Annotated in this window: 17 protein-coding genes and 2 pseudogenes; 5 read left to right on the forward strand and 14 right to left on the reverse strand. The window is 65.7% G+C overall.

Features of this window, described 5'->3' with window-relative positions; translation table 11 throughout:
* Positions 1–6: 6 nt before the first annotated feature.
* The 4 genes from DBV35_RS28300 to DBV35_RS28315 all read right to left on the reverse strand — a co-directional run bounded on the left by DBV35_RS28300 (position 7) and on the right by DBV35_RS28315 (position 2,763).
* Positions 7–954, reverse strand: coding sequence for a 3-hydroxyacyl-CoA dehydrogenase NAD-binding domain-containing protein (locus tag DBV35_RS28300; RefSeq protein ID WP_205648922.1), 948 nt, complete (start codon positions 952–954; stop codon positions 7–9).
* A 103-nt stretch (positions 955–1,057) separates the two neighbouring features.
* On the reverse strand, positions 1,058–1,819 hold the full coding sequence (locus DBV35_RS28305; protein WP_157962041.1) for an IS110 family RNA-guided transposase: 762 nt from the start codon (positions 1,817–1,819) through the stop codon (positions 1,058–1,060).
* Between the two features lie 213 nt (positions 1,820–2,032).
* Positions 2,033–2,320 carry a DUF6522 family protein gene (locus tag DBV35_RS28310; RefSeq protein ID WP_211100067.1) on the reverse strand — a complete coding sequence of 96 codons (288 nt, stop codon included), beginning with the start codon at positions 2,318–2,320 and terminating at the stop codon, positions 2,033–2,035.
* A 23-nt stretch (positions 2,321–2,343) separates the two neighbouring features.
* Positions 2,344–2,763, reverse strand: a complete 420-nt coding sequence (locus tag DBV35_RS28315; RefSeq protein WP_108663781.1) for an RrF2 family transcriptional regulator — start codon at positions 2,761–2,763, stop codon at positions 2,344–2,346.
* Positions 2,764–2,846: 83 nt separating this feature from the next.
* On the opposite strand from DBV35_RS28315, the gene DBV35_RS28320 reads away from it, so the two are divergent.
* The 4 genes from DBV35_RS28320 to DBV35_RS28335 all read left to right on the forward strand — a co-directional run bounded on the left by DBV35_RS28320 (position 2,847) and on the right by DBV35_RS28335 (position 6,385).
* Positions 2,847–3,329 carry a group III truncated hemoglobin gene (locus DBV35_RS28320; RefSeq protein WP_205648923.1) on the forward strand — a complete coding sequence of 161 codons (483 nt, stop codon included), beginning with the start codon at positions 2,847–2,849 and terminating at the stop codon, positions 3,327–3,329.
* 169 nt (positions 3,330–3,498) lie between these two features.
* Entirely contained in the window at positions 3,499–3,876 is a 378-nt protein-coding gene (locus DBV35_RS28325; RefSeq protein ID WP_108663782.1) for a DUF488 domain-containing protein, read from the forward strand.
* Positions 3,873–4,913, forward strand: coding sequence for an NAD(P)H-dependent flavin oxidoreductase (locus DBV35_RS28330; RefSeq protein WP_108663783.1), 1,041 nt, complete (start codon positions 3,873–3,875; stop codon positions 4,911–4,913). The genes DBV35_RS28325 and DBV35_RS28330 overlap by 4 nt, the downstream gene beginning before the upstream one ends.
* Positions 4,914–5,191: 278 nt before the next feature.
* Positions 5,192–6,385 (forward strand): NnrS family protein, encoded by a 1,194-nt coding sequence (locus DBV35_RS28335; protein WP_108663784.1) that lies wholly within the window; start codon positions 5,192–5,194, stop codon positions 6,383–6,385.
* Between the two features lie 22 nt (positions 6,386–6,407).
* Here the strand turns inward: DBV35_RS28335 and DBV35_RS28340 are convergent, their stop codons facing one another.
* Genes DBV35_RS28340 through DBV35_RS28375 form a run of 8 tightly spaced genes read right to left on the reverse strand, consistent with a single transcriptional unit; the run spans position 6,408 to position 17,864 of the window.
* Positions 6,408–6,977 carry a DUF2478 domain-containing protein gene (locus DBV35_RS28340; RefSeq protein WP_108663785.1) on the reverse strand — a complete coding sequence of 190 codons (570 nt, stop codon included), beginning with the start codon at positions 6,975–6,977 and terminating at the stop codon, positions 6,408–6,410.
* 59 nt (positions 6,978–7,036) lie between these two features.
* A complete protein-coding gene (locus DBV35_RS28345; protein WP_108663786.1) occupies positions 7,037–7,588 on the reverse strand; it encodes a hemerythrin domain-containing protein in 552 nt (183 codons plus the stop codon).
* 1 nt (position 7,589) lies between these two features.
* On the reverse strand, positions 7,590–8,396 hold the full coding sequence (locus DBV35_RS28350) for a peptidylprolyl isomerase (RefSeq protein WP_108663787.1): 807 nt from the start codon (positions 8,394–8,396) through the stop codon (positions 7,590–7,592).
* A gap of 4 nt (positions 8,397–8,400) precedes the next feature.
* The gene (narI, locus tag DBV35_RS28355; protein ID WP_108663788.1) at positions 8,401–9,111 is read right to left on the reverse strand and encodes a respiratory nitrate reductase subunit gamma; all 711 of its coding nucleotides are present in this window, start codon (positions 9,109–9,111) and stop codon (positions 8,401–8,403) included.
* Positions 9,112–9,113: 2 nt separating this feature from the next.
* A complete protein-coding gene (gene narJ / locus DBV35_RS28360) occupies positions 9,114–9,827 on the reverse strand; it encodes a nitrate reductase molybdenum cofactor assembly chaperone (protein ID WP_108663789.1) in 714 nt (237 codons plus the stop codon).
* Positions 9,827–11,350, reverse strand: a complete 1,524-nt coding sequence (gene narH, locus DBV35_RS28365) for a nitrate reductase subunit beta (protein WP_108663790.1) — start codon at positions 11,348–11,350, stop codon at positions 9,827–9,829. The genes narJ and narH overlap by 1 nt, the downstream gene beginning before the upstream one ends.
* Positions 11,347–15,081 (reverse strand): nitrate reductase subunit alpha, encoded by a 3,735-nt coding sequence (locus DBV35_RS28370; protein ID WP_108663791.1) that lies wholly within the window; start codon positions 15,079–15,081, stop codon positions 11,347–11,349. Before DBV35_RS28370 ends, narH begins: the two co-directional genes overlap by 4 nt.
* 59 nt (positions 15,082–15,140) lie before the next feature.
* Positions 15,141–17,864: a nitrate/nitrite transporter gene (locus tag DBV35_RS28375; protein ID WP_108663872.1), complete on the reverse strand. Its 2,724-nt coding sequence runs from the start codon at positions 17,862–17,864 to the stop codon at positions 15,141–15,143.
* Positions 17,865–18,126: 262 nt separating this feature from the next.
* Here DBV35_RS28375 and DBV35_RS28380 point away from each other — a divergent pair, with 262 nt between their 5' ends.
* Positions 18,127–18,825 carry a helix-turn-helix domain-containing protein gene (locus tag DBV35_RS28380; protein WP_108663792.1) on the forward strand — a complete coding sequence of 233 codons (699 nt, stop codon included), beginning with the start codon at positions 18,127–18,129 and terminating at the stop codon, positions 18,823–18,825.
* Positions 18,826–18,909: 84 nt separating this feature from the next.
* Here DBV35_RS28380 and istB read toward each other — a convergent pair.
* Both istB and istA read right to left on the reverse strand, forming a co-directional pair.
* Positions 18,910–19,672: pseudogene (gene istB, locus DBV35_RS28385) on the reverse strand (IS21-like element helper ATPase IstB).
* Positions 19,669–20,694, reverse strand: a pseudogene (istA, locus tag DBV35_RS28390) (IS21 family transposase). Before istA ends, istB begins: the two co-directional pseudogenes overlap by 4 nt.
* Between the last annotated feature and the right edge of the window lie 42 nt (positions 20,695–20,736).

Below are 20,736 nucleotides of genomic sequence, written 5' to 3' on the forward strand. Positions count from 1 at the left end.
CGCGGCTCACGGCAGCACCGCAGCGTCCGCCTTGCGGCGCAAAAGCTCGATCAACACCGCGTCGCGCGCGGCGACGATCTCGGCCCGCTCGCGCCCGCCCCGCGCGTCCGCGACGCCCGCCGCGATCGCCTCCGTCAGGCCCGGATCGTCGGACGGCGCGCCGAGATCGTCCCACATGGCGCGCGTCGCGGCGCCGAGCGGGCTGTTGAGAAGCCCGCGAATCCCCGCGCTGCCACCCGACAGATCGAGGTTCATGAACGGGCCGAGAAGCGCCCAACGCAGTCCCGGCCCGTGGGCGATGGCCGCGTCGATGTCGGCAACGCTCGCGACCCCCTGCTCCGCCAGATGGAACGCTTCACGCCACAGCGCCGCCTGCAAGCGGTTCGCCACGTGGCCCCGAACCTCCTTCTTGAGGTGGATCGGATGCTTGCCGATGGTCCGAAAGAACGCCATCGCCGTGTCGATCGCGGCCGCCGAGGTCCTCACCCCGCCTGCGACCTCCACCAAGGGGATGAGGTGGGGCGGGTTGAACGGGTGCGCGAGGACGATCCGCTCCGGATGGTGTGCGCATGCATCCTGGAATTCGCTGACCATGATGGTCGACGAGCTGGAGGCGATGACGGCATGGGGCGGAGCCGCCGCGTCGAGGACGGCGAAGAGGTCCCGCTTGATGGCGCGATCTTCCGGCCCGCTCTCCTGCACGAAGTCGGCGTGCTCGACGGCCTCCGCGGCGTTCGAGGCAAATGTCAGCCGGCCCGGATCGGCAGCGGGGCGAAGGCCGATGGCTTCCAGCGAGGGCCAGTGCGCCGCGACGCTCGCGCGCAACCGCTCGGCCGCCCCATCGCCCGGATCGCTTGCGGTGACATCGAGCCCTGCGGCGAGAAACGCGCTGGCCCAGCTCGCCCCGATCAGACCGGTGCCGATCACCGCCACGCGCTCGACCTGCCGCCCCACGGCACCCTCCCAAGCCCTCGTCGTTTTTGGATATAGCGCTTCGCGCAGGATGTCGATTTTCCGCGGGGCAGCTGCTGATCCTGCCCCGAAAAAGTGGATGGGGTTATGCCGACGCGGCAAGGACCTCTCGGTAGGCCTCGGCAGTGTATTGGACGCCGCGATCGCTGTGATGAATGAGGCCGATGCGTGCCGCGGTGATCGGCCCGACACTCGGCATCGTCTGCAGGCGGCGCGGCGCCTCGGCCGACTTCGACATCTCGGCAATCTTCGGTTTCAACGCGTTGATCTGGCTCGTCAAGTGCGCGATCTGCTCAAGGAGCATACGGCAGATGGATCGACCCAGATCAGGAATGCCAGCGTCGGGATTTTCGATGACTTCGGCAAGACGCGACACGTAGCCGATCCCTTCGGGGGCGACGAGTCCGAACTCGTAGAGATGCGATCTAAGCGTATTCACGGCCTCAGTTCGTTGTTTCACGAGCTGCTCGCGGGTGCGGAATGCGATCGCCCGCGCGTGCTGATCCGCCGATTTCGGCGTGACGAAGCGCATGGTCGGACGCTGTGCGGCCTCGACGATCGCCTCGGCGTCCGCCGCATCATTCTTCTGCCGCTTGATGAACGGCTTCACGTAGTGCGGCGCGATAAGCCGGACTTGATGACCGTGCCGCGCCATGTCCCGCGCCCAGTTGTGCGCGCCGGCACACGCCTCCATCGCGGCCATGCAGGGCCGATGCTCCGCCATGAACCGTGCGAACCGCATGCGCGACAGCTTCTTGCGGAACACGATCGACCCGTTCGCCGCGGCGCCATGCAGCTGGTAAACGTTCCTCGCCAGATCGACGCCGATGATGACCGCTTCGTTCATGGATGCCGTCTCCCCTGGGACTGTGCTTCGACATCGCAGCCTGGCAATTGCGATGCCGGCGGAGGGTGAGAGCGGCATCCACCCCCTCTCATGTGAATCCTGCCCGGCTTGCAAGTAATGCTTGGTATCGGCCAGGCAATGAAGTGCGTGGAGGGAGGCCTCGCACGCAATTCATCTTTCGTGGGGGACCCACGTCATATGACGCAGGAGGTCTCAGGCGGATCGGGAGATCACCAGACCGTTCTCGTCGACGATGAGCCGGTAGGCACGGCCGCCGTAGTAGAACGTCAATCGCCAGCGCCCACTGTCGGCGCCCGTTCCGATCTCGAACCGTGACGTGATGCTCCCAGCGCGCATGGCGTCTTGAACCTGTGAAACCGGTAAGCCGAACGCCTCTCCGAGAAGTTCGGCGGGGACAACGAAACCATCACCATCACGCTCGATGGCTGCGATCCGCGGCCCTTTAGGGCCAGCACTTCGAGGTAACAGTCTCGTTGTCATCTCATCGTCCTCCTTCCGCTGGTTCAGGCCGGGACGCGCCGGGGTAGCGCGATGTCGGCGAGCGTCGAGCGGTCTAGGTCTGCGATGAATGCCGCCTCGGCACGCCGGAGACGGACCTTCAGCCGGCACTGGCCTTCGATCGTGCATTCGTTCCCGCCGTTGGGGGCGAAGCATTCGACCAGCGGCTGACCCTCTTCCAGGAGCCGGACGATCGCGCCGAGGCGGATCTCTCCCGCCGGGACCGCGAGCGACGCACCACCACCCCCGCCGCGGCGGGTCTCGATCAAACCGCCCCGCGCGAGACGCTGCATGATCTTCGCGAGATGATTGCGCGAGATCCGAAACTCGTTCGCCAGTTCGGCCGTGGAGAAGGCCCGATCGGGATCACTCGCCATGCGCATGAGCATGCGCAGCCCGTAGTCGGTGAAGGATGTGAGGCGCATCTGTCGCCGGCTCCCGCTAATCGGTATTTACAATACCTATTCGAAGTTCTAGTTTCATTGCAAGCTTACGTTCGGGAGTGGACATGATCGGGCACGAGGTGAAGCCGCAAATCAGCTCGGCGCGGCCGCAGATGACAGCCACCATCATGGAGCAGACAGCGCTTGACGAGGGCGTCCTGCGCGAACTCGTCGAACGGTTCTACGGCAAGGTACACACCGATCCGCTTCTTGGTCCGATCTTCGACGCGCGTGTCGCTGACTGGGACCGGCACCTGGAGCGGATGGTGCATTTCTGGTCGTCGGTGGCGCTCATGACCGGCCGCTATCACGGCCAACCCGTGCCTGCGCATACGCCCCTCCCCGTGGACGCATCACACTTCAATCGCTGGCTCGACCTGTTTCGCGAGACCGCGCGCGAAGTCTGCACGTCGGCTGGCGCGCATCATCTCGTCGAGCGTGCCGAACGCATCGCGCGGTCACTTCTCATCGCTGTGGAGCTCAACAAGGCTCACACCGACGCCGCGCCCTCCGTCCCTCCGCTCTCAAAAGATGGTCGCGATGCATAGGCGCATCCGCTTCTCCGATCGGTTCACCCGGCAAGAGAAAAGCCGCGAAGAGAGGCGCTGCGGCCAGGGAGCAGATCATGGAGGCGATCCGGATCGTCGCCGGAATACGTGCCGGTGCGTCCTGCGCACTTGCTGAAATCACCCGAGCCGACATAGGGAGGCTGCGCACATGGCTTGCGCGAAAACCATCGACATCGCGCGGGTCTACGACGCCCCGAAGGACACGACCGGAGCCCGCCTTCTCGTGGATCGCGAATGGCCGCGCGGGGTGAAGAAGGCCGAGCTTGACCACGATGAGTGGATCCGCGACGTGGCGCCGTCGAAGACGCTGCGCCAATGGTTCGACCACGACCCGAAGAAGTGGACAGAGTTCCGCGAGCGCTATCTCGCCGAACTCGGCAGCAACCCCGGTGGCGTATCGCGCTGCCTCGAGTGGTGCCGCAAGGGGCCGGTGACGCTGCTGTTCGCCGCCAAGGACCGCGAGCACAATCAGGCCGTCGTCCTGCGGGAGTATTTGAGCGATCAGACGAAAACGGGGGTTTCATGAACCCGGACCGATCCGTCCTGCACACGCCGCTATGCGACTTGCTCGAGTGCGATCTGCCGATATTGCTGGCGGGCATGGGTGGCGTGGCTCGCGCGGAGCTCGCGGCGGCCGTGGCAAAGGGGGGCGGCTTTCCCACGCTCGGCATGGTGCGGGAAGCGCCCGATCTGATCGAGACCGAAATCAAAGCCCTCCGTGCGGCAACGGATTGCGCGTTCGCCGTGAACCTGATCCCGGCGGCCACCGACCCCGACTTGCTCGATGCACAGATCGAGCGCTGTCTCGATCTCGGCGTCCGCGCCTTCTCCTTCTTCTGGGACGTCGTCCCGGAAGCGGTCGGGAGGGTCAAGTCAGCCGGATGTCGGCTCATCCATCAGGTCGGAACGATCGAGGCCGCACGGGCAGCCGTGGCGGAGGGAGCCGATGTGCTGATCGCGCAGGGGCTGGAGGCCGGCGGCCATGTGCATGGTCGGACGGCCGCTTTCGCGCTCGCCGCCCGAGTTCTGGCGGAAACGCGGCTGCCCGTTGTCATTTCCGGCGGCATCGCAGACGGTGAGGGCCTCGCCGACGCGCTCGACCTGGGCGCGGCCGGCGTGCAGTGCGGCACGGCGTTCCTCGCGACCGTCGAGGCCTTTGCACACGATTATCACAAGATGAGAATCGTGAAATCCGATGGGTCGGATACGCTCCTCACCGACGCGTTCGTCTTGAACTGGCCCCGTGGCGCAGCGGTGCGCGTCTTGCGCAATAGCGTGACCGACGCACTCGGCGAGCACCTGCTCGGCCACGATCCCGATGCCCTGCCGTGCGAGCCTATCGCCTGGGACGAAGGCGTTCCGAGACTGCGCTTCAGCACGGATTCGCCCTTGCGCACGACAACGGGCAACCTCGAAGAGATGGCGCTCTACGCCGGGCAGGGCGCCGGACGAATCGGTGAGGTGGTGCCCGCCGCGGTCCGTCTGAACCGGATTGCCGACGAAGCCGCGACACTGCTCGCGCAACGTCGTTCGGTGCGGAACGTCGAGAAAGGAACCGCATGAACGTGGCCGGCCGGTTTCAAAGCCACCATCCGTCGCCCTCGTGCCTCGCCACGAAGCTGGCTCCGAACTGTTTCGATTCACTCTGTCTGGATCGCCGCCATGCCCACGATGTCGCGTGCTGGCGACGGGCCGAACGCGCGCACAGCGACTGCACGATAGGGACCTCGCCGCTATCGTCGGCACGCGTCGCACGCCTCGCACGCGGGCGAGCGCATCGTTCTTCCTGCTGAGGTCGCATCGATCGGCACGCCCCTTCGGTTCCTGCCACTGGACTGACCATGGCCACGACAAGTGCAAGCCGCGCCTGGACTGGGCCGGCGCTTTTCTCCTACGGGTTCCGGCCGTTCTTCATGGGCGGCGCGTTCTGGGGCGCGCTGATGGTCGCGCTTTGGGTGCCCTGGTTCAAAGGCGTTTTCATCCTCCCATCGGCGTTGCCGCCGGTTGCGTGGCACGTCCACGAGCTCCTTTTCGGTATGATCGCTGCCGTGATCGCGGGCTTCCTTCTGACCGCGATCCCGAACTGGACCGGGCGGCTACCGGTTGCGGGCTGGCCGCTCGTCGGCCTCTTCGTCTTGTGGGTCACTGGCCGGCTGGCCGTGGCGGTGTCCGCTATCATCGGGCTCGCTCCCGCCCTTGGCATCGCGCTCCTGTTTCCGCTGGCAATGATCGTGCTCGCGGTGCGCGAGATCGTCGCCGCCGGCAACATGCGCAATCTCGTGGTCGTCCTGTTCCTCGGCATCTTCGCCACGGGCGAAGCCGTCTTCGCTTTGGAGATCGTGACCCACACTTATCCCGTGTTCGGCCAGCGGATCGCCATCGGAGCGGCGCTGATGCTGGTCATGCTGATCGGCGGACGGATCACGCCGAGCTTCACCACGAATTGGCTTAAGAAGCAGGGGGCGACGCGGCTTCCCTCTCCTTTCGGTCGGTTCGACAAACTGGCGCTGCTTTTCGGCGCTGCGGGCGTGACCGCCTGGGTGGTCGAGCCAGCCGTCGATGGCCGGTGGAGCGGGGTCCTGCTGCTCCTCGCCGCTGCGCTTCAGGTCGCGCGTCAGGCGCGCTGGCGGCCGTTCGCCACGTTGCGCGAGCCGCTGCTTGCGGTCCTGCACGCCGGCTATCTCTTCATTGCGGCCGGTTTCGTGATCGCCGGGGTCGGCTCCCTGTCCGCCCAGCCCCATATCGCTCATGGCGCCGTACATGCCTGGACGATCGGCGCCATCGGGCTGATGATCCTCGCCGTCATGACCCGCGCCAGTCGTGGCCACACAGGTCAGGCGCTGACCGCGCCGCCCTCGACGGTGGCTCTCTACCTGGCGGTCGCGGCGGCTGCGCTTCTGCGCGTCCTCGCCAGTTTCATCCCGGCGCTGATGGGCCCGTTCCTGTCGCTGTCCGCCGGACTGTGGGTGATGGCATTCGCCGGATTCGCGCTGCTCTACGGTCCGATGCTGCTGTCCGCACGAAAGAGCGAGTAATGCCGGGCGGCTGGGGCGACACCTAAAGCGCGGTGTCCATCGTCGCTCTCGTCCGGCTCATCGTGCCGCTCTCCGCATCCCGGGACCGTTCGCCGATCGCTTCGACAAGCCAGTCCAGCAACAGCGATGCGTCCGGCGGGATCGCTTCGGCCACCCCTTCGGTAAATTCTTCAAACGCGGGGAGATTGAGGGCATTGAGGCCGACGAGGACCGGCAGGTCCGCCTCCAATGCCTTTGCGATCGCCATGCGAAAGCCGCGTCCCTGCGCTTCGTGCTTGCCGAACTTGTTGATGAGAAGAGCGTCGGCCTCGCCGTCAAGACGGGCTTCGACCAGCGCGACCGCTGTCTCCAGCGCGTTCGGGTCGAGGCGGCAGCCTCTCGACGCGTCTCCGAGGTCCTGGGAGATTCGCAGGACCGGACCGTCGGGCAGCACGGCGATGTCCATGTCGCAAGGCCGTCGATCGTCACGCTCGGTGTTGATCTGAACCGTGCCGCATGGACGAAAGCCTCGCGCGACGAGCGTCCCGGCAAGACGGGACAGGAGCAGATCGGTATCGCCTCTGCCTCGGGCCATCGTGTACGCAATCTTCATCGGCCAAAATCCTGATTCCGAGTGCCCCGTCACCCGCGACGGACGCACTCCGTCATCCGCTAGAGGTCCTCCTCGCGCCGGCGGATCATGTTGCTCCGCAGGACCGCGAGGTCGTTCTCGGTCAACCTTGCCCGTGCCATCGGCAGCACGATGGCGTTCTCGACGATCAGATGCCGGCGCAACAGCGACGCGAATACCCGTTGCAACTCGGCTTCGCCGGGCGTTGCACGGCGCCGCTCCTCATGCATGGCACGCAGCGTGGCGAGCAGAGCGGGGATCATCTTCTTCAGCACGCGATGTTCGGCCTCCACGCGGCGAAGCGTGGTCTCGATGTCGTCCTCCGGCTCGCAGCGCGCGGCGAGCAGCTCGCGCAGGTCATCGTCCTCGTCCTGGATCAGGAGGCCGACCTCGCGGTCGAGAAACCGCAACAGGTCGCTGACGACCACAGGATCGGGCATCTCGCTGGCCGCGACCATCTCCACGACCTCGCACATTGCCCGCATGCGCATGTGGCCTTCCTTGATGAAATCGAGCGGGTTCTCCAGCAGCCTGAGATCCGTGGGGTCGCGCGCCGGGCTCCCGCAACGGAGGTTGTGAAGCGCCCGCTTCATCTCACTCGTCCGCCTTGGCCGAACCGATATCGGCTCCGGTGATCTCGGCCGACGCGACGAGCTGCGCCACGAACGTCTTCGCCGCGCGCGCCCAGGCCGCCTTCTCCATCGCCTCGGCTATCTTCGGGCGGACCGTCTCGAACGGAAGCATCGCCCCCTCGGCCAGGGCATCGAGCCGGATCACGTGCCAACCATGGCGCGTCAGCACCGGCGCTGGTGTGATTTCGCCCTCGCCGAGCGGGCGCAGCGCGGCCTCGAACTCGGGCACCGTGTCGCCCGGCCCGAGCTGTCCGAGCGCCCCGCCGGCGGTCTTCGAGCCACAATCACTGTGCGCAGCCGCAAGACGGGGAAAGCCGCCCGGGTCGGCGACGGCGCGCTGCGCAAGATCGGCCGCGCGGGCATGAGCAGCCGTGCGCGCGGCCTCGTCGCGGGGGTCGCAGGCGCACAGGATGTGCGAAACCTCCCAAAGCGGCGGCGAGCGGAACCGCCCCGGATCCCGCTGCCACTCCGCCCGAACCTCCGCCTCGGTGGGCGTCGCCGTCGTCACCGCGGCTTCGAGGACCTCACGAATGAGGGCCTCGTCCTCCGTCTCGAAGCGGCCCGGCCCGACCTCGGCCGGGTCGGGGCGCAGACCGCGCCGCCGGGCCTCCTGCAGGAGCAGGGTGCGCATGGCGACCGCGTTGGCCGCGTTGCGCCAGGCACGGCCCGGCTTGCCTTTCGGCGCCGGATGGTGCTGGGCCTCCGCGGCGACGAGCCGGCGGGGGACGACCTCGCCGTTGACCACCAGATCGGGAAACAGGTCGGCCATCGATCTACTCCGCCGGATAGCGCGTCGCCTGACGGCGCGAGCGCACGATCTGGTAGCCCTTTCGCGCGAAGAGGAAGCGGAAGGGCGCCGCAAAGCCCGACAGGATGTGCACGAGGCGGGTGAAGGGGAAGACGAGAAAGATCGTCAGCCCCAGCACGATATGCGCCTTGTAGATGAGCGGCACGTCGGCGATGTGCTCGGCGGCGTCCCACTGGAAGGTGAAGATGCCCTGCGCCCACGCCATGAACTTCAGCACCTCGCCATGCTCGGCGGTGAGGATGGAATAAGGCACGCTGATGAGCCCGAGCCCGAGCTGGGTGATCAGCATCAACAGGATCGCGATGTCCCAGAAGCTCGACGTCGCGCGGATACGCGGGTCGCTCAGCCGGCGGTGCGCCAGCATCAGGCCGCCGACGATGGCGACGACGCCCGCGATGCCGCCGGCGATCGCGGCGAGGAGCTGCTTGGCTTCGGCATGAACGCCGATGGCTTCGTAGATCTGGTGGGGCACGAGCAGACCGAAGAGGTGCCCCAGGAAGATGAACAGAACCCCGGCGTGAAACAGCACCGAGCCGACCATCAACTGCCGGCGGCGCAGGAGCTGGCTGGACGACGACTTCCAGGTGAAGGGATCGCGCTCGTAGCGGGCCACCGAGCCGATGAACAGCACCGCGAGGGCGATGTAGGGATAGATGCCGAACAGGACGTTATTCATCTCTACCTCCGTGGCACGGCGGCTGCGCCGGCAGCAGGGCCGGCCGGCCCGTCCATTCGAGCGAGGACGTCGCGCATCTGGGGGCAGCCGGCATTGGGATCGGGCCCGAAGCGGACCTCGCTTTCCTCCCAGACCGCATCGAGCGCCTCCAGGTCGTCCGGGGCGACATCAGGTTCCTGCAGCAGTTCGGCCACCGTCGCGCGGTCGCCAGACGTGCCGGCCAGTTGCACGAGCGCGGCGAACGCGGCCGCATAGTCGCACTCACGCCGCGCGAGGCGGGTGTTGAGCGCTTCCAGGATGTGCGCCGCGTCGGTGAGGATCCCACGAACCTCGGCTGAAGGGCGCATCGAAAGGAACTCAAGAAGGACCGGCAGGTGATCCGGCAGCTCGCTGGTCGCCGGTTCGAAACCACCGGCTCGGTAGGTCTCCAGCAGCGAGACCATCGCACTCCCCCTGTCCCGGCTTTCGCCGTGAACATGCTCGAACAGGTTGAGCGACAGCGTGCGCGAGCGGTCGAACAGCATGACGTACCGTTCCTGAAGCTCGTAGATATCGCGGCCCGCGAGCGCCTCGACGAGTGGGCGAAGCGCTCTGCGCGCTGCGGCGGTCAGGCGGGTGTCGGAGGCGAGGACGGCGCCGATTTCGGGCATGGCGTCCTTGAGTTCGGCTGTCGGATAGCTGAGGACCAGCGACAGCGCCTTGAGTGAGCGGTCCATCACCGCACCTCTTCGGGCATTTTCAGCGGGCGCTTGCCGCCGCCGAAGAGCGATCCCCGGGAGGTGCCCGAGGAACAGCCGTTGCCGTCGGTGAAGCCGCAGCCGCCGCGCAGATCGTAGGCGTCCTCGACCTGCTCGCGATGCGTCGTCGGGATCACGAAGCGATCCTCGTAGTCGGCGAGGGCCATGATCTTGTACATGTCCTCGATCACCGCGCCGGAGAGGCCGACGCGGGTGGCGATGGCCTCGTCGATCACCCCCTCGACGGACTTGGAGCGCATGTAGGCGCGCATCGCCAGCATCCGCTCCAGCGCGCGGGCGATGGGTTTTTCGTCGCCCGCCGTGAGCATGTTGGCGAGGTAGCGCAGCGGGATGCGCAGGTTCCTGACGTCGGGCATCGCGCCGTCCATGCCGATCGCACCCGCAGCAGCGGCGTTCTGGATCGGTGACAGCGGCGGGATGTACCAGACCATCGGCAGCGTCCGGTATTCGGGATGCAGCGGGAAGGCGACTTTCCACTCCATCGCCATCTTCCAGATCGGGCTGTTCTGCGCCGCCTCGATCCAGTCCTGCGAGATGCCCGCCTCGCGCGCCGCCTTGATGACCGAGGGGTCGCGCGGGTCGAGGAACACGCCGAGCTGCGCGTCGTAAAGGTCCATCGTCTCGGCGGCGCTGGCGGCTTCCTCGATCCTGTCGGCGTCATAGAGGATCACGCCGATATAGCGGATGCGCCCGACGCAGGTTTCCGAGCAGACCGTTGGGTTACCGCTCTCGATCCGCGGATAGCAGAGCGTGCACTTCTCCGACTTGCCGGTCGACCAGTTATAATAGACTTTCTTGTACGGACAGCCGGACACGCACATGCGCCAGCCGCGGCATTTCTCCTGGTCGATGAGGACGATGCCGTCCTCCTCCCGCTTGTAGATCGCGCCGGAGGGGCACGACGCCGCGCAGGCCGGATTGAGACAGTGCTCGCACAGCCGGGGGAGATACATCATGAAGGTGTTCTCGTATTCCCCGTAGATCTGCTTCTGGATACCCTCGAAGTTGTAGTCCTGCGAACGCTTGGAGAATTCACCGCCGAGAATTTCCTCCCAGTTCGGCCCCTTCTCGATCTTCTCCATTCGCTCGCCGGTGACCTTCGAACGGGGGCGCGCCGTCGGGACGGCCTCCATTTCGGGTGCCGACTTCAGGTGGTCGTAGTCGAAATCGAACGGCTCGTAGTAGTCGTCGATCTCCGGCAGTGACGGGTTGGCGAAGATGTTTGCCAGGATGCGCCACTTCGAACCCTGCTTGGGCTGAAGCTTGCCCGAGCGGGTCCGGACCCAGCCGCCGTTCCAGCGCTCCTGGTTCTCCCAGTCCGTCGGATAGCCGGTGCCCGGCTTGGTCTCGACGTTGTTGAACCAGGCGTATTCGACGCCGTCGCGGCTCGTCCAAACGTTCTTGCAGGTGACCGAGCAGGTGTGACAGCCGATGCACTTGTCGAGGTTGAGCACCATGCCGATTTGCGCGCGAACCTTCATTCCGCTGCCTCCTTGTGCGCGGCTTCGCGGTCGAGCCAGTCGACCCTCTGCATCTTCCGGACAACGACGAACTCGTCGCGATTGGACCCCACGGTGCCGTAGTAGTTGAAGCCGTAGGACTGGTGGGCGTAGCCGCCGATCATGTGCGTCGGCTTCAGCACGGCGCGGGTGACCGAATTGTGGATGCCGCCGCGCTTGCCGGTCTTCTCGGAGCCCGGCGTGTTCACGATCTTTTCCTGCGCGTGGTACATGAAGGTCGTTCCGTCCTTCATGCGCTGCGAAACGACCGCCCGCGCCGTCAGGGCGCCGTTGGTGTTGTAGAGCTCGACCCAGTCATTATCGACGATGCCGGCCTTGGCCGCGTCGTGCTCGGAGATCCAGATCACCGGACCGCCGCGATTCAGCGTCAGCATCAGGAGGTTGTCGGTGTAGGTCGAGTGGATGCCCCATTTCTGGTGCGGCGTGATGAAGTTCAGCACCACATGCGGCTTGTCCCTGTCGGTGTGGACGGCATCGGTGATCGTCTTGAGGTCCACCGGCGGGCGGTAGGACACGAAGCCCTCGCCGAACGCGCGCATCCACAGATGGTCCTGATAGAGCTGCTGGCGACCGGTCAGTGTGCGCCAGGGGATCAGCTCGTGGACGTTGGTGTAGCCGGCATTGTAGCTGACCTTCTCGCTCTCGATGCCCGACCAGGTGGGCGAGGAGATGATCTTGCGTGGCTGCGCGGCGATGTCGCGAAAGCGGATCTTGTTGTGGTGTTCACCTTCGGCGAGGTGAGCATGAGCACGTCCCGTCGTCTTGCCGAGCGCTTCCCATGCCTTGACGGCGACTTCCCCGTTCGTCTCGGGCGCCAGCATCAGGATCACCTCGGCCGCGTCGATGGCTGTGTCGATGACAGGCCGGCCCCTCGCCGCGCCGTCGTGCCGCTCGCCGTTGAGCGCCTTGAGCGCGGCGACCTCGTCCTCGGTGTTCCAGGTGATGCCCTTGCCGCCGTTTCCGAGCTTGTCCATCAGGGGCCCGAGCGCGGTGAACCGGTCGTAGATCGCGCCGTAGTCCCGTTCGACAGCGATGTAGTTCGGCGCCGTCCTGCCGGGGATCAGCTCGCATTCGCCCTTCTTCCAGTCCTTCACCTGATCCTGGGCGATCTCGGCCGGGGTGTCGTGCAGGATGGGCAGGGCGACGATGTCGGTTTCCTGTCCGAGATAGCCCGGCACGACCGCCTGGAACGTTTTGGCGATGGCCTTGAAAATCTCCCAGTCGGACTTTGATTCGTAGGCCGGATCCACGGCCGCCTGCAGCGGGTGGATGAAGGGGTGCATGTCGGAGGTGTTGAGGTCGTCCTTCTCGTACCAGCTCGCCGTCGGCAGGACGACGTCGGAGTACACGCAGGTCGTCGACATGCGGAAGTCGATGGTCACGAGGAGGTCGAGCTTGCCGCGCGGACCGTCCGGATGCCACTTCGCTTCCCTGGGCAGTTGTCGGCCTTCCTCGCCGAGGTCCTTGCCCATGACGCCGTTGTCGGTGCCCAGGAGGTGCTTGAGGAAGTATTCGTGCCCCTTGCCGGAGGAGCCGAGCAGGTTCGAGCGCCAGACGAAGAGATTGCGCGGCCAGTTCGCCGGATCGTCCGGGTCCTCGCAGGCCATCTCCAGCGCGCCGGACTTCAGCTGCGCGGCGACGTAGGACGCAGCGTCCTGGCCGGCCGCCTTCGCCGCCCTCGCCACCTCCAGCGGGTTCGTCTTGAGTTGCGGGGCCGACGGCAGCCAGCCCATCCGCTCGGCGCGGATGTTGTAGTCGATGAGGCTGGCGTCCCAGTCGCCCTCGGGAGCGGTGGGCGACAGGATCTCGCCGGCGGTCAGCGTCTCATAGCGCCACTGGTCGGTGTGGGCGTACCATGCCGAGGTCGAGTTCATGTGCCGTGGCGGGCGCGCCCAGTCGAGCGCGAAGGCCAGCGGCTGCCAGCCGGTCTGCGGACGCAGCTTCTCCTGGCCGACATAGTGGGCCCAGCCACCGCCGGACTGGCCGACGCAGCCGCACATCACCAGCATGTTGATGACGCCGCGATAGTTCATGTCCATGTGGTACCAGTGGTTCATCGCCGCGCCGATGATGATCATGGACCGGCCACGGGTCTTTTCAGCGTTCTGCGCGAATTCCCGCGCGACATGGATGATCTTGTCGGCCGCCACGCCGGTGATCTTCTGGGCCCAGGCCGGCGTGCCGGGCATGTCCTCCTCGTAGGACGTAGCGACCCAGTCGCCGCCGAGCCCGCGGTCGAGACCGTAGTTGGCGCAGAAGAGGTCGAACACGGTCGCGACGCATTCGCGCCTGCCGTCGATCTCGACGACCTTCACCGGCACGTTCCGCGTCAGAACGTTCGGCCGCTTGTCACCGGTCGAGAAGGCCTCGGTGGCGTCCGCGCCGAAATAGGGAAAGTCGACGCCGACGACGTCGTCATGATCGGTGTCGAGAATGAGCGACATCCTGAGCCGCGTTTCGGCGCCGCCGGCCCGCTCTTCCAGGTTCCATGCGCCCTGTTCGCCCCAGCGGTGGCCGATGGATCCGTTGGGCACGACGAGATCGCCGGTGGTCTCGTCGATCGCGACCGTCTTCCACTCGGAATTGTTGGTCTCACCCGGCTTTCCGCCGAGGTCGCCGGCGCGCAGGAAGCGGCCCGGGGCGAGGCGGCCGTCCTTTTCCTCCAGCTTCACCAGCATGGGGAAGTCGGAATACCGGCGGCAATAGTCCTCGAAATAGTCGACCTGCCGGTCGAGGTGGAACTCGCGCAGGATGACGTGGCCGAACGCCATCGCCAGCGCGGCGTCTGTGCCCTGCTTCACGTTGAGCCAGACGTCGCCGAACTTGGCCGCCTCGGAGTAGTCCGGGCAGATCACGGCGGACTTCGTGCCCTTGTAGCGCACCTCGGTGTAGAAGTGGGCGTCCGGTGTCCGGGTCTGCGGAACGTTCGAGCCCCAGAGGAGCAGGTAGCCGGCGTTGTACCAGTCGGCGCTTTCGGGCACGTCGGTCTGCTCGCCCCACGTCATCGGCGACGCCGGCGGCAGGTCGCAATACCAGTCGTAGAAGCTCATGCAGACGCCGCCGATAAGGCTGAGATAGCGTGAGCCTGCTGCGTAGGAGATCATCGACATCGCCGGGATGGGCGAGAAGCCGAAGACGCGGTCGGGTCCGTAGGTCCTGGCGGTGTAGGCATTGGCGGCGGCGACGATCTCGGTCGCCTCTTCCCAGGTCGCCCGCACGAAGCCGCCCTTCCCGCGAGTCTGCACATAAGACGCGCGAAGGGCGGGATCGTTCTGGATGGCGCTCCACGCCTCGATCGGCCCCTGCGTCTCGCGCAACTCCCGCCAGACCTTCATCAGCCGACCGCGCACCAGCGGATGCTTCACGCGATTGGCCGAGTAGAGGTACCAGCTGTAGGAAGCACCGCGCGAACAACCGCGCGGTTCGTGGTTCGGCAAGTCGGGGCGGGTCCGTGGATAGTCGGTCTGCTGGGTCTCCCAGGTGACGATCCCAGACTTGACGTAGATCTTCCACGAGCAGGAACCGGTGCAGTTCACCCCGTGCGTGGAACGCACGATCTTGTCGTGGCGCCAGCGGTTTCTGTAGGTCTCCTCCCAGTCGCGATTCTCGCGCGTGACCTCGCCATATCCATTCGCGAACGTCTCCCGTCCGTTGGCCTGCAGGAAGTTCAGCCGGTCGAGCAGATGGCTCATCGCACTTTCCTTTTTGAGTTCGGTCTCCGGGCGGCGGCAGGCGTCACCCGGACGGGATGTCACTGGGCGGGCTGGCTCGCGAGCACCGGCTTGGCGCTGCCGCGCTCGATGTCATGGAGGAGGCCGCCGGGCCGGGTGTAAAAGACCCAGGTGATGGCGAGGCACGCGACGTAGAACGCCAGGAAGCCCCACAGCGCCGCCACCGGCCCGCCGGTCATCGAAATCGACGTGCCATAGGCCTTGGGGATGAAGAAGGCGCCGTAGGCCGCGATCGCCGACGTGAATGCGATGATGGCGGCGCTTTCCCGCTCCGTCTGGCGACGGACGTCGGCGGCGCCGAGCTCCGGCATGAGACGGGGCACCTCCCTGCCCATGATCGCGGGGATCATCTGGAAGGTCGACGCGTTGCCGACGCCGGTCAGGAAGAAGAGGGCCATGAAACCGGCGAAGAAGCCGGCGAAGCTGCCTGCCCCCAGCGCGGCGATCACGCCGAGGACGGACAGGATCATGCCACCGAAGGTCCAGAACGTGACCCGCCCGCCGCCGAAGCGGTCGCTGATCCAGCCGGTCCCGGCGCGGCTGAGCGCACCGACGAGCGGCCCCAGGAACACGAAAGACAACGCGTTCACCTCCGGGAAGGCCAGCTTTGTGAGCAGCGGGAAGCCGGCCGAGTAGCCGATGAAGCTTCCGAAGGTGCCGGTGTAGAGGACGCACATCAGCCAGTTGTGCTTGCGGCTGAAGATGATCGCCTGCTCGCGGAAGCTCGCCCGCGCATCGGCGATGTCGTTCATGCCGACCCACGCCGCGGCGGTGGCGAGGATGATGAACGGGACCCACACGAAGCCCGCATTCTGCATCCACAACCGCCCCCCGTCGCTCAACGTCTGCGGCGCGCCGCCCATGGCACCGAAGACGCCCGCGGTGATGACGATGGGGACGAGGAACTGCATGACCGAGACGCCGAGATTCCCGAGCCCGGCATTGAGGGCCAGCGCGTTGCCCTTCTCCGCCTTGGGGAAGAAGAAGGCGATATTGGCCATCGAGGAGGCGAAGTTGCCGCCCCCGAAGCCGCACAGCAGCGCCAGCGTCAGGAAGATCAGATAGGGCGTGTCAGGGTTCTGGACGGCGTATCCGATGCCCATCGCGGGCAGGAGCAGCGATGCCGTCGACAGCGTCGTCCACAACCGGCCGCCGAAGATCGGCACCATGAAGCTGTAGAAGATGCGCAGTGTCGCGCCCGACAGCCCCGGCAACGCCGCGAGCCAGAAGAGCTGGGCGGTCGAGAATTCGAAGCCGATCGCCGGCAGGCGCGCCACCACCACCGACCAGACCATCCAGACCGCGAAGGCCAGCAGCAGCGCCGGGATGGAGATCCACAGATTGCGCCGTGCGATCCGCCGTCCCTTTTCCTGCCAGAAGGTCGCGTCTTCGGGGCGCCAGTCATCCAGCACGCGCGCCATGGCAGTGCGCGTGGGATCGTGGATCTCCTGCATTTCCGGCAGGGCCGGGAGCCGGTCGAGCGCCTCGCCGTGCGCGCTGCGCTCCATTGCGCGGATCGACAGATGCATCCACGCGAGGGCGACCGCGACCAGAACGAAGAGGATGGCGAAACACGAGGTGTAGATGCCGGTGAGGTCGAGCGCGGCGCCGAACACGATCGGCAGGACGAAACCGCCAAGCCCGCCGATCATTCCGACGAGGCCACCGACCGCGCCGACGTGCTGGGGATAATAGACCGGGATGTGCTTGAAGACCGCGGCCTTGCCCAGGCTCATGAAGAAGCCGAGCACGAACAGGATGAAGACGAAGGGCCAGCGATCCATGCTGGTGGAGAAGGCGATCGGGCCTTCGGCGCCGTGGATCACGTAATCCGTCGGCGGATAGGACAACATGAACAGGAGCACCAGGCTGAAGCCGAAGGTCCAGTACATGACAGACCGCGCGCCGAACTTGTCGCTGAGATGGCCACCATAGGCTCGGAACAGCGAAGCCGAGAGCGAGAAGGCAGCGGCGCTCATGCCGGCCGTCGTGACATCGAGCCCGTAGACGTCGATCAGGTAGTGCGGCATCCACAGCGCCAGCGCGACGAAGGCACCGAAGACGAAGAAATAGTAGAGCGAGAAGCGCCACACCTGGAGGTTTTTCAGCGGAGCGAACTGCTCTGCGAAGGAGGGAGCTCTTGTGCCCTTCGCCCGCCGCTCGACGATCTGCGGGTCGTCCTTGGCGAACAGGTAGAAAACGATGCCCATCAGGGCGAGACCGGCTGCCCAAACGTAGGCGACACCGTGCCAGCCGAACGCCACCATGACGAACGGCGCGACGAACTTGGTCACCGCCGCGCCGACATTGCCGGCGCCGAAGATGCCGAGCGCGGTGCCCTGGCGGCCCGCCTCGTACCAGCGCGAGACATAGGCGACGCCGATGATGAACGAGCCGCCGGCCAGACCGATCCCCAGCGCCGCGACCAGGTACATCGTGTAGCTGTGCGCCAGCGTCAGCGCCCAGGTGGCCAGTGCGGTCAGGATCATCTGCGTGGCGAAGACGATCCGGCCCCCATACCGCTCCGTCCAGACGCCGAGAAAGAGGCGGGTGATGGAGCCGGTGAGGATCGGCGTCGCCACGAGCAAGCCGAACTGGGACTCGGTCAGTCCGAGCTCGTCCTTGATTGCGACGCCGATGATCGAGAAAATCGTCCAGACGGCGAAGCATGCGGTGAAAGAGACGGTGCTGAGCCCAAGTGCGCGCTTCTGATCGGCGCGCGAGGGCAAGGCGTGCGTCAGCATGATGGCGGTGCCTCCGGAGAGCAACGTTGAGTGACGCCCGAACCGGGCCCCTCACCGTTGCGCCACCTTCGGCGAACATTACTTGATCTAGGTCATTATATTTCGGAAAATTACTAAAAAAATTGCTGGCTTCAAAATTATCATCTTTCTTTCTGCAAAATCTAGATTGACGATTTCATATGAATCAAGTGAGATCTTGACATTAATCAAGCCCAACAGTGACAACTGGCGATCTTGTCATGATTGAGCCGTCAGCCGCGCCATGACCGAACCCAAGCCGATAGAGGTCCGCCAACTCGACCTGTTCCGCGGGATGGATGACGCGCAATTCGCGCTGCTTATGCGTGGGGCCTACGTGCAGAACTTTCCGCCGTCGATCGATCTGATCGGAGAGGGCGAGCCGAGCGATTTCCTGCACATCGTGCTATCGGGGTCGGTGGAATTGTTCTCGGGCTGGAATGACCGTGAGACAAGCATGGCGATTGTCAGGCCCGTGTCGACCTTTATCCTGGCCGCAACGATCCGAGATGCGCCTTATCTCATGTCGGCCCGAACAATCGCGAAAAGCCGGATCGCCCTGATACCCAGCCAGGACGTTCGGGCTGCCTTCAGTATTGATGGTGATTTTGCATTCGCCGTTGTCGACGAATTGGCGCAGCAATATCGCTCGCTCATCAAAAGCACAAAGGAATTAAAGCTTCGAAATTCTCTTGAACGTGTGGCCAATTTTCTGATTCGGGAGCAGCAGAAGAGCGGCGCTGGTGCAGCGTTTCAATTGCCTTGCGATAAGAAACGCCTCGCTTCCCTGCTCGGCATGACCGCCGAGAATTTGAGCCGTGCGTTCAAAAGCCTCCAAAAATGCGGTATCGAAATTGATGGGACGCTGATCACCATTCACGATCAAGACGAGCTTGAGCGATTCGCGAAGCCCCATCATTTGATTGATGACGACGATATCTAGTGAGCTCTTCCCAGTGTCAACGCCGATCCAAAACTGACCCACTTTCGGCGGTCGCGCCGATCGTAATCTGACCCACCCTCGTGTTCAGGCGGCCTCCCACTTTGGAGCCGTGGCGGCGATAAGGCCGGCCTTGCGTTTATCCTTCAAGCGATAGCTCTCACCCTGGATCGAGACGACCGCGGCGTGGTGCAGGATGCGGTCGAGCATTGCCGCGGTGAGCACCGTCTCGCCGGCGAAGGCCTGGTCCCAGGAGCCGAAGGTAGGGTTCGAAGTCAGGATCATCGAGCCGCGCTCGTAGCGTTTGGCGACGACCTGGAAGAACAAGTTGGCCTGCTCGCGGCCGAGCGGCAGGTAAGACGTTGACCGCGCGGTGCATCGCCTCCTTCAGCCTGCCTTGGCGCTGGGCGGCCTCGAGCATCAGGACGCGGTCGGCCGCCGTGGTGAAGCGCACCTTCATCGCCCTCTGTGTCGCCAGATGACCGAGCGCGATCGCAAGGTGCATCTTGCCGACCCCGGACGGTCCCAGGAGCACGACGTTTTCGGCCCGCTCGACGAAGGCGAGGCTGGCGAGTTCGAGGCGCTGCTTGCGCGGTGCACCGGTGGCGAACGCGAAGTCGTAGCTCTCCAGCGTCTTGATCGCCGGGAAGCCGGCGACGCGTGCCGCCATCTCCCGAGCCCGCACGCGTCGAGCCTCGGCCTCGGCCCGCAGGACGTCCTCAAGGAAGTCCCCGACCGATCCCTCCTTCGTGGCCTGAACCTGCGCCGCCGCGGTCCAGGCGGTGTCGACCGTCTTCAGCCGAAGCTCGGCACAAAGGTCGGCGATGCGCTCGTGCTGCAGAGCGTTCATCGCGCCGCTCCTGGCAGCATCAGCTCGTCGTAGATCGACAGCGGGTGCTGGAGGCCAACGATCGGGACCGGTGTCGGACGTGGATCAGACCGAACGATCTCCCCGCCATAGGGCGCCGGGATCGACTGCAGCATCGCGCGTTCGACGGCCAGACGCTCGGCCGGCACGGCCTTGGTGGTGGCATGGACCCTGGCATCGGCCACCTCACGCAGCCAGCGCCGCACGGCGGCGTTCGCTGCCGCGGCGTCCACGGTGATTCCGTCCTGCGCCAGGCGGCTCGCGAACGGCACATAGAAGCTCGCCCGCACGTAGCGGATGAAGCGCTCCACCTTGCCCTTCGTCTGCGCGCGATAGGGACGGCACAGGCGTGGGCGGAAGCCTCAGTGCCCGGCGAAGTCGAGGAAGCCGGCGTGGAAGCGGTGCCGGCCCGGTCCATAGGCATCCCGGTCGATCACGACGGTCTTCACGTTGTCATAGAGCACGTCGCGCGGCACGCCGCCGAGCGCCAGGAAGGCCCGCTCGTGGCAGGCGATCAGCGTCTCGACGCGCTCGTCGGTGACGAACTCCACGTAGGCCGCCCGGCTCCAGCCGAGCGTCGCGACGAAGACCGACAGTCGGTTCCGTCCCCTCCGGATCGTCGCCCAGTCGACCTGCATTTGCTGACCCGGCGTCGTCTCGAAGCGCACGACCGGCTCGGGCTTCGGCGCCGGTTTGAGCGTCGCCACGAACACCTTCACCATCGTGTAGCCGCCGCCATAGCCGCGATCGCGGATCTCGTCGAACAGCACCTTCGCCGGGATCAGGTCCGGCGCCGCGGACGCCAGACGCTCGCTGTTATAGCCCTCGAACGGATCGATCTTCGCCGGACGTGCCGGCCGCTCCTTGTAGCGCGACGCCTCTTCGTCTCGCAGATAGCGCCGCACGGTGTTGCGCGACACGCCCACCTCCCGCGCGATCTCTCGCACCCCTTTGCCATACTTGGCCAACACCCGGATCTCCATCGACAGCTCCACTCCGATCATCCAGGCCCTCCGCATCGCGTCGGGCCCAAGCCTATCGGGTGG

This window comes from Acuticoccus kandeliae, assembly GCF_003073115.1.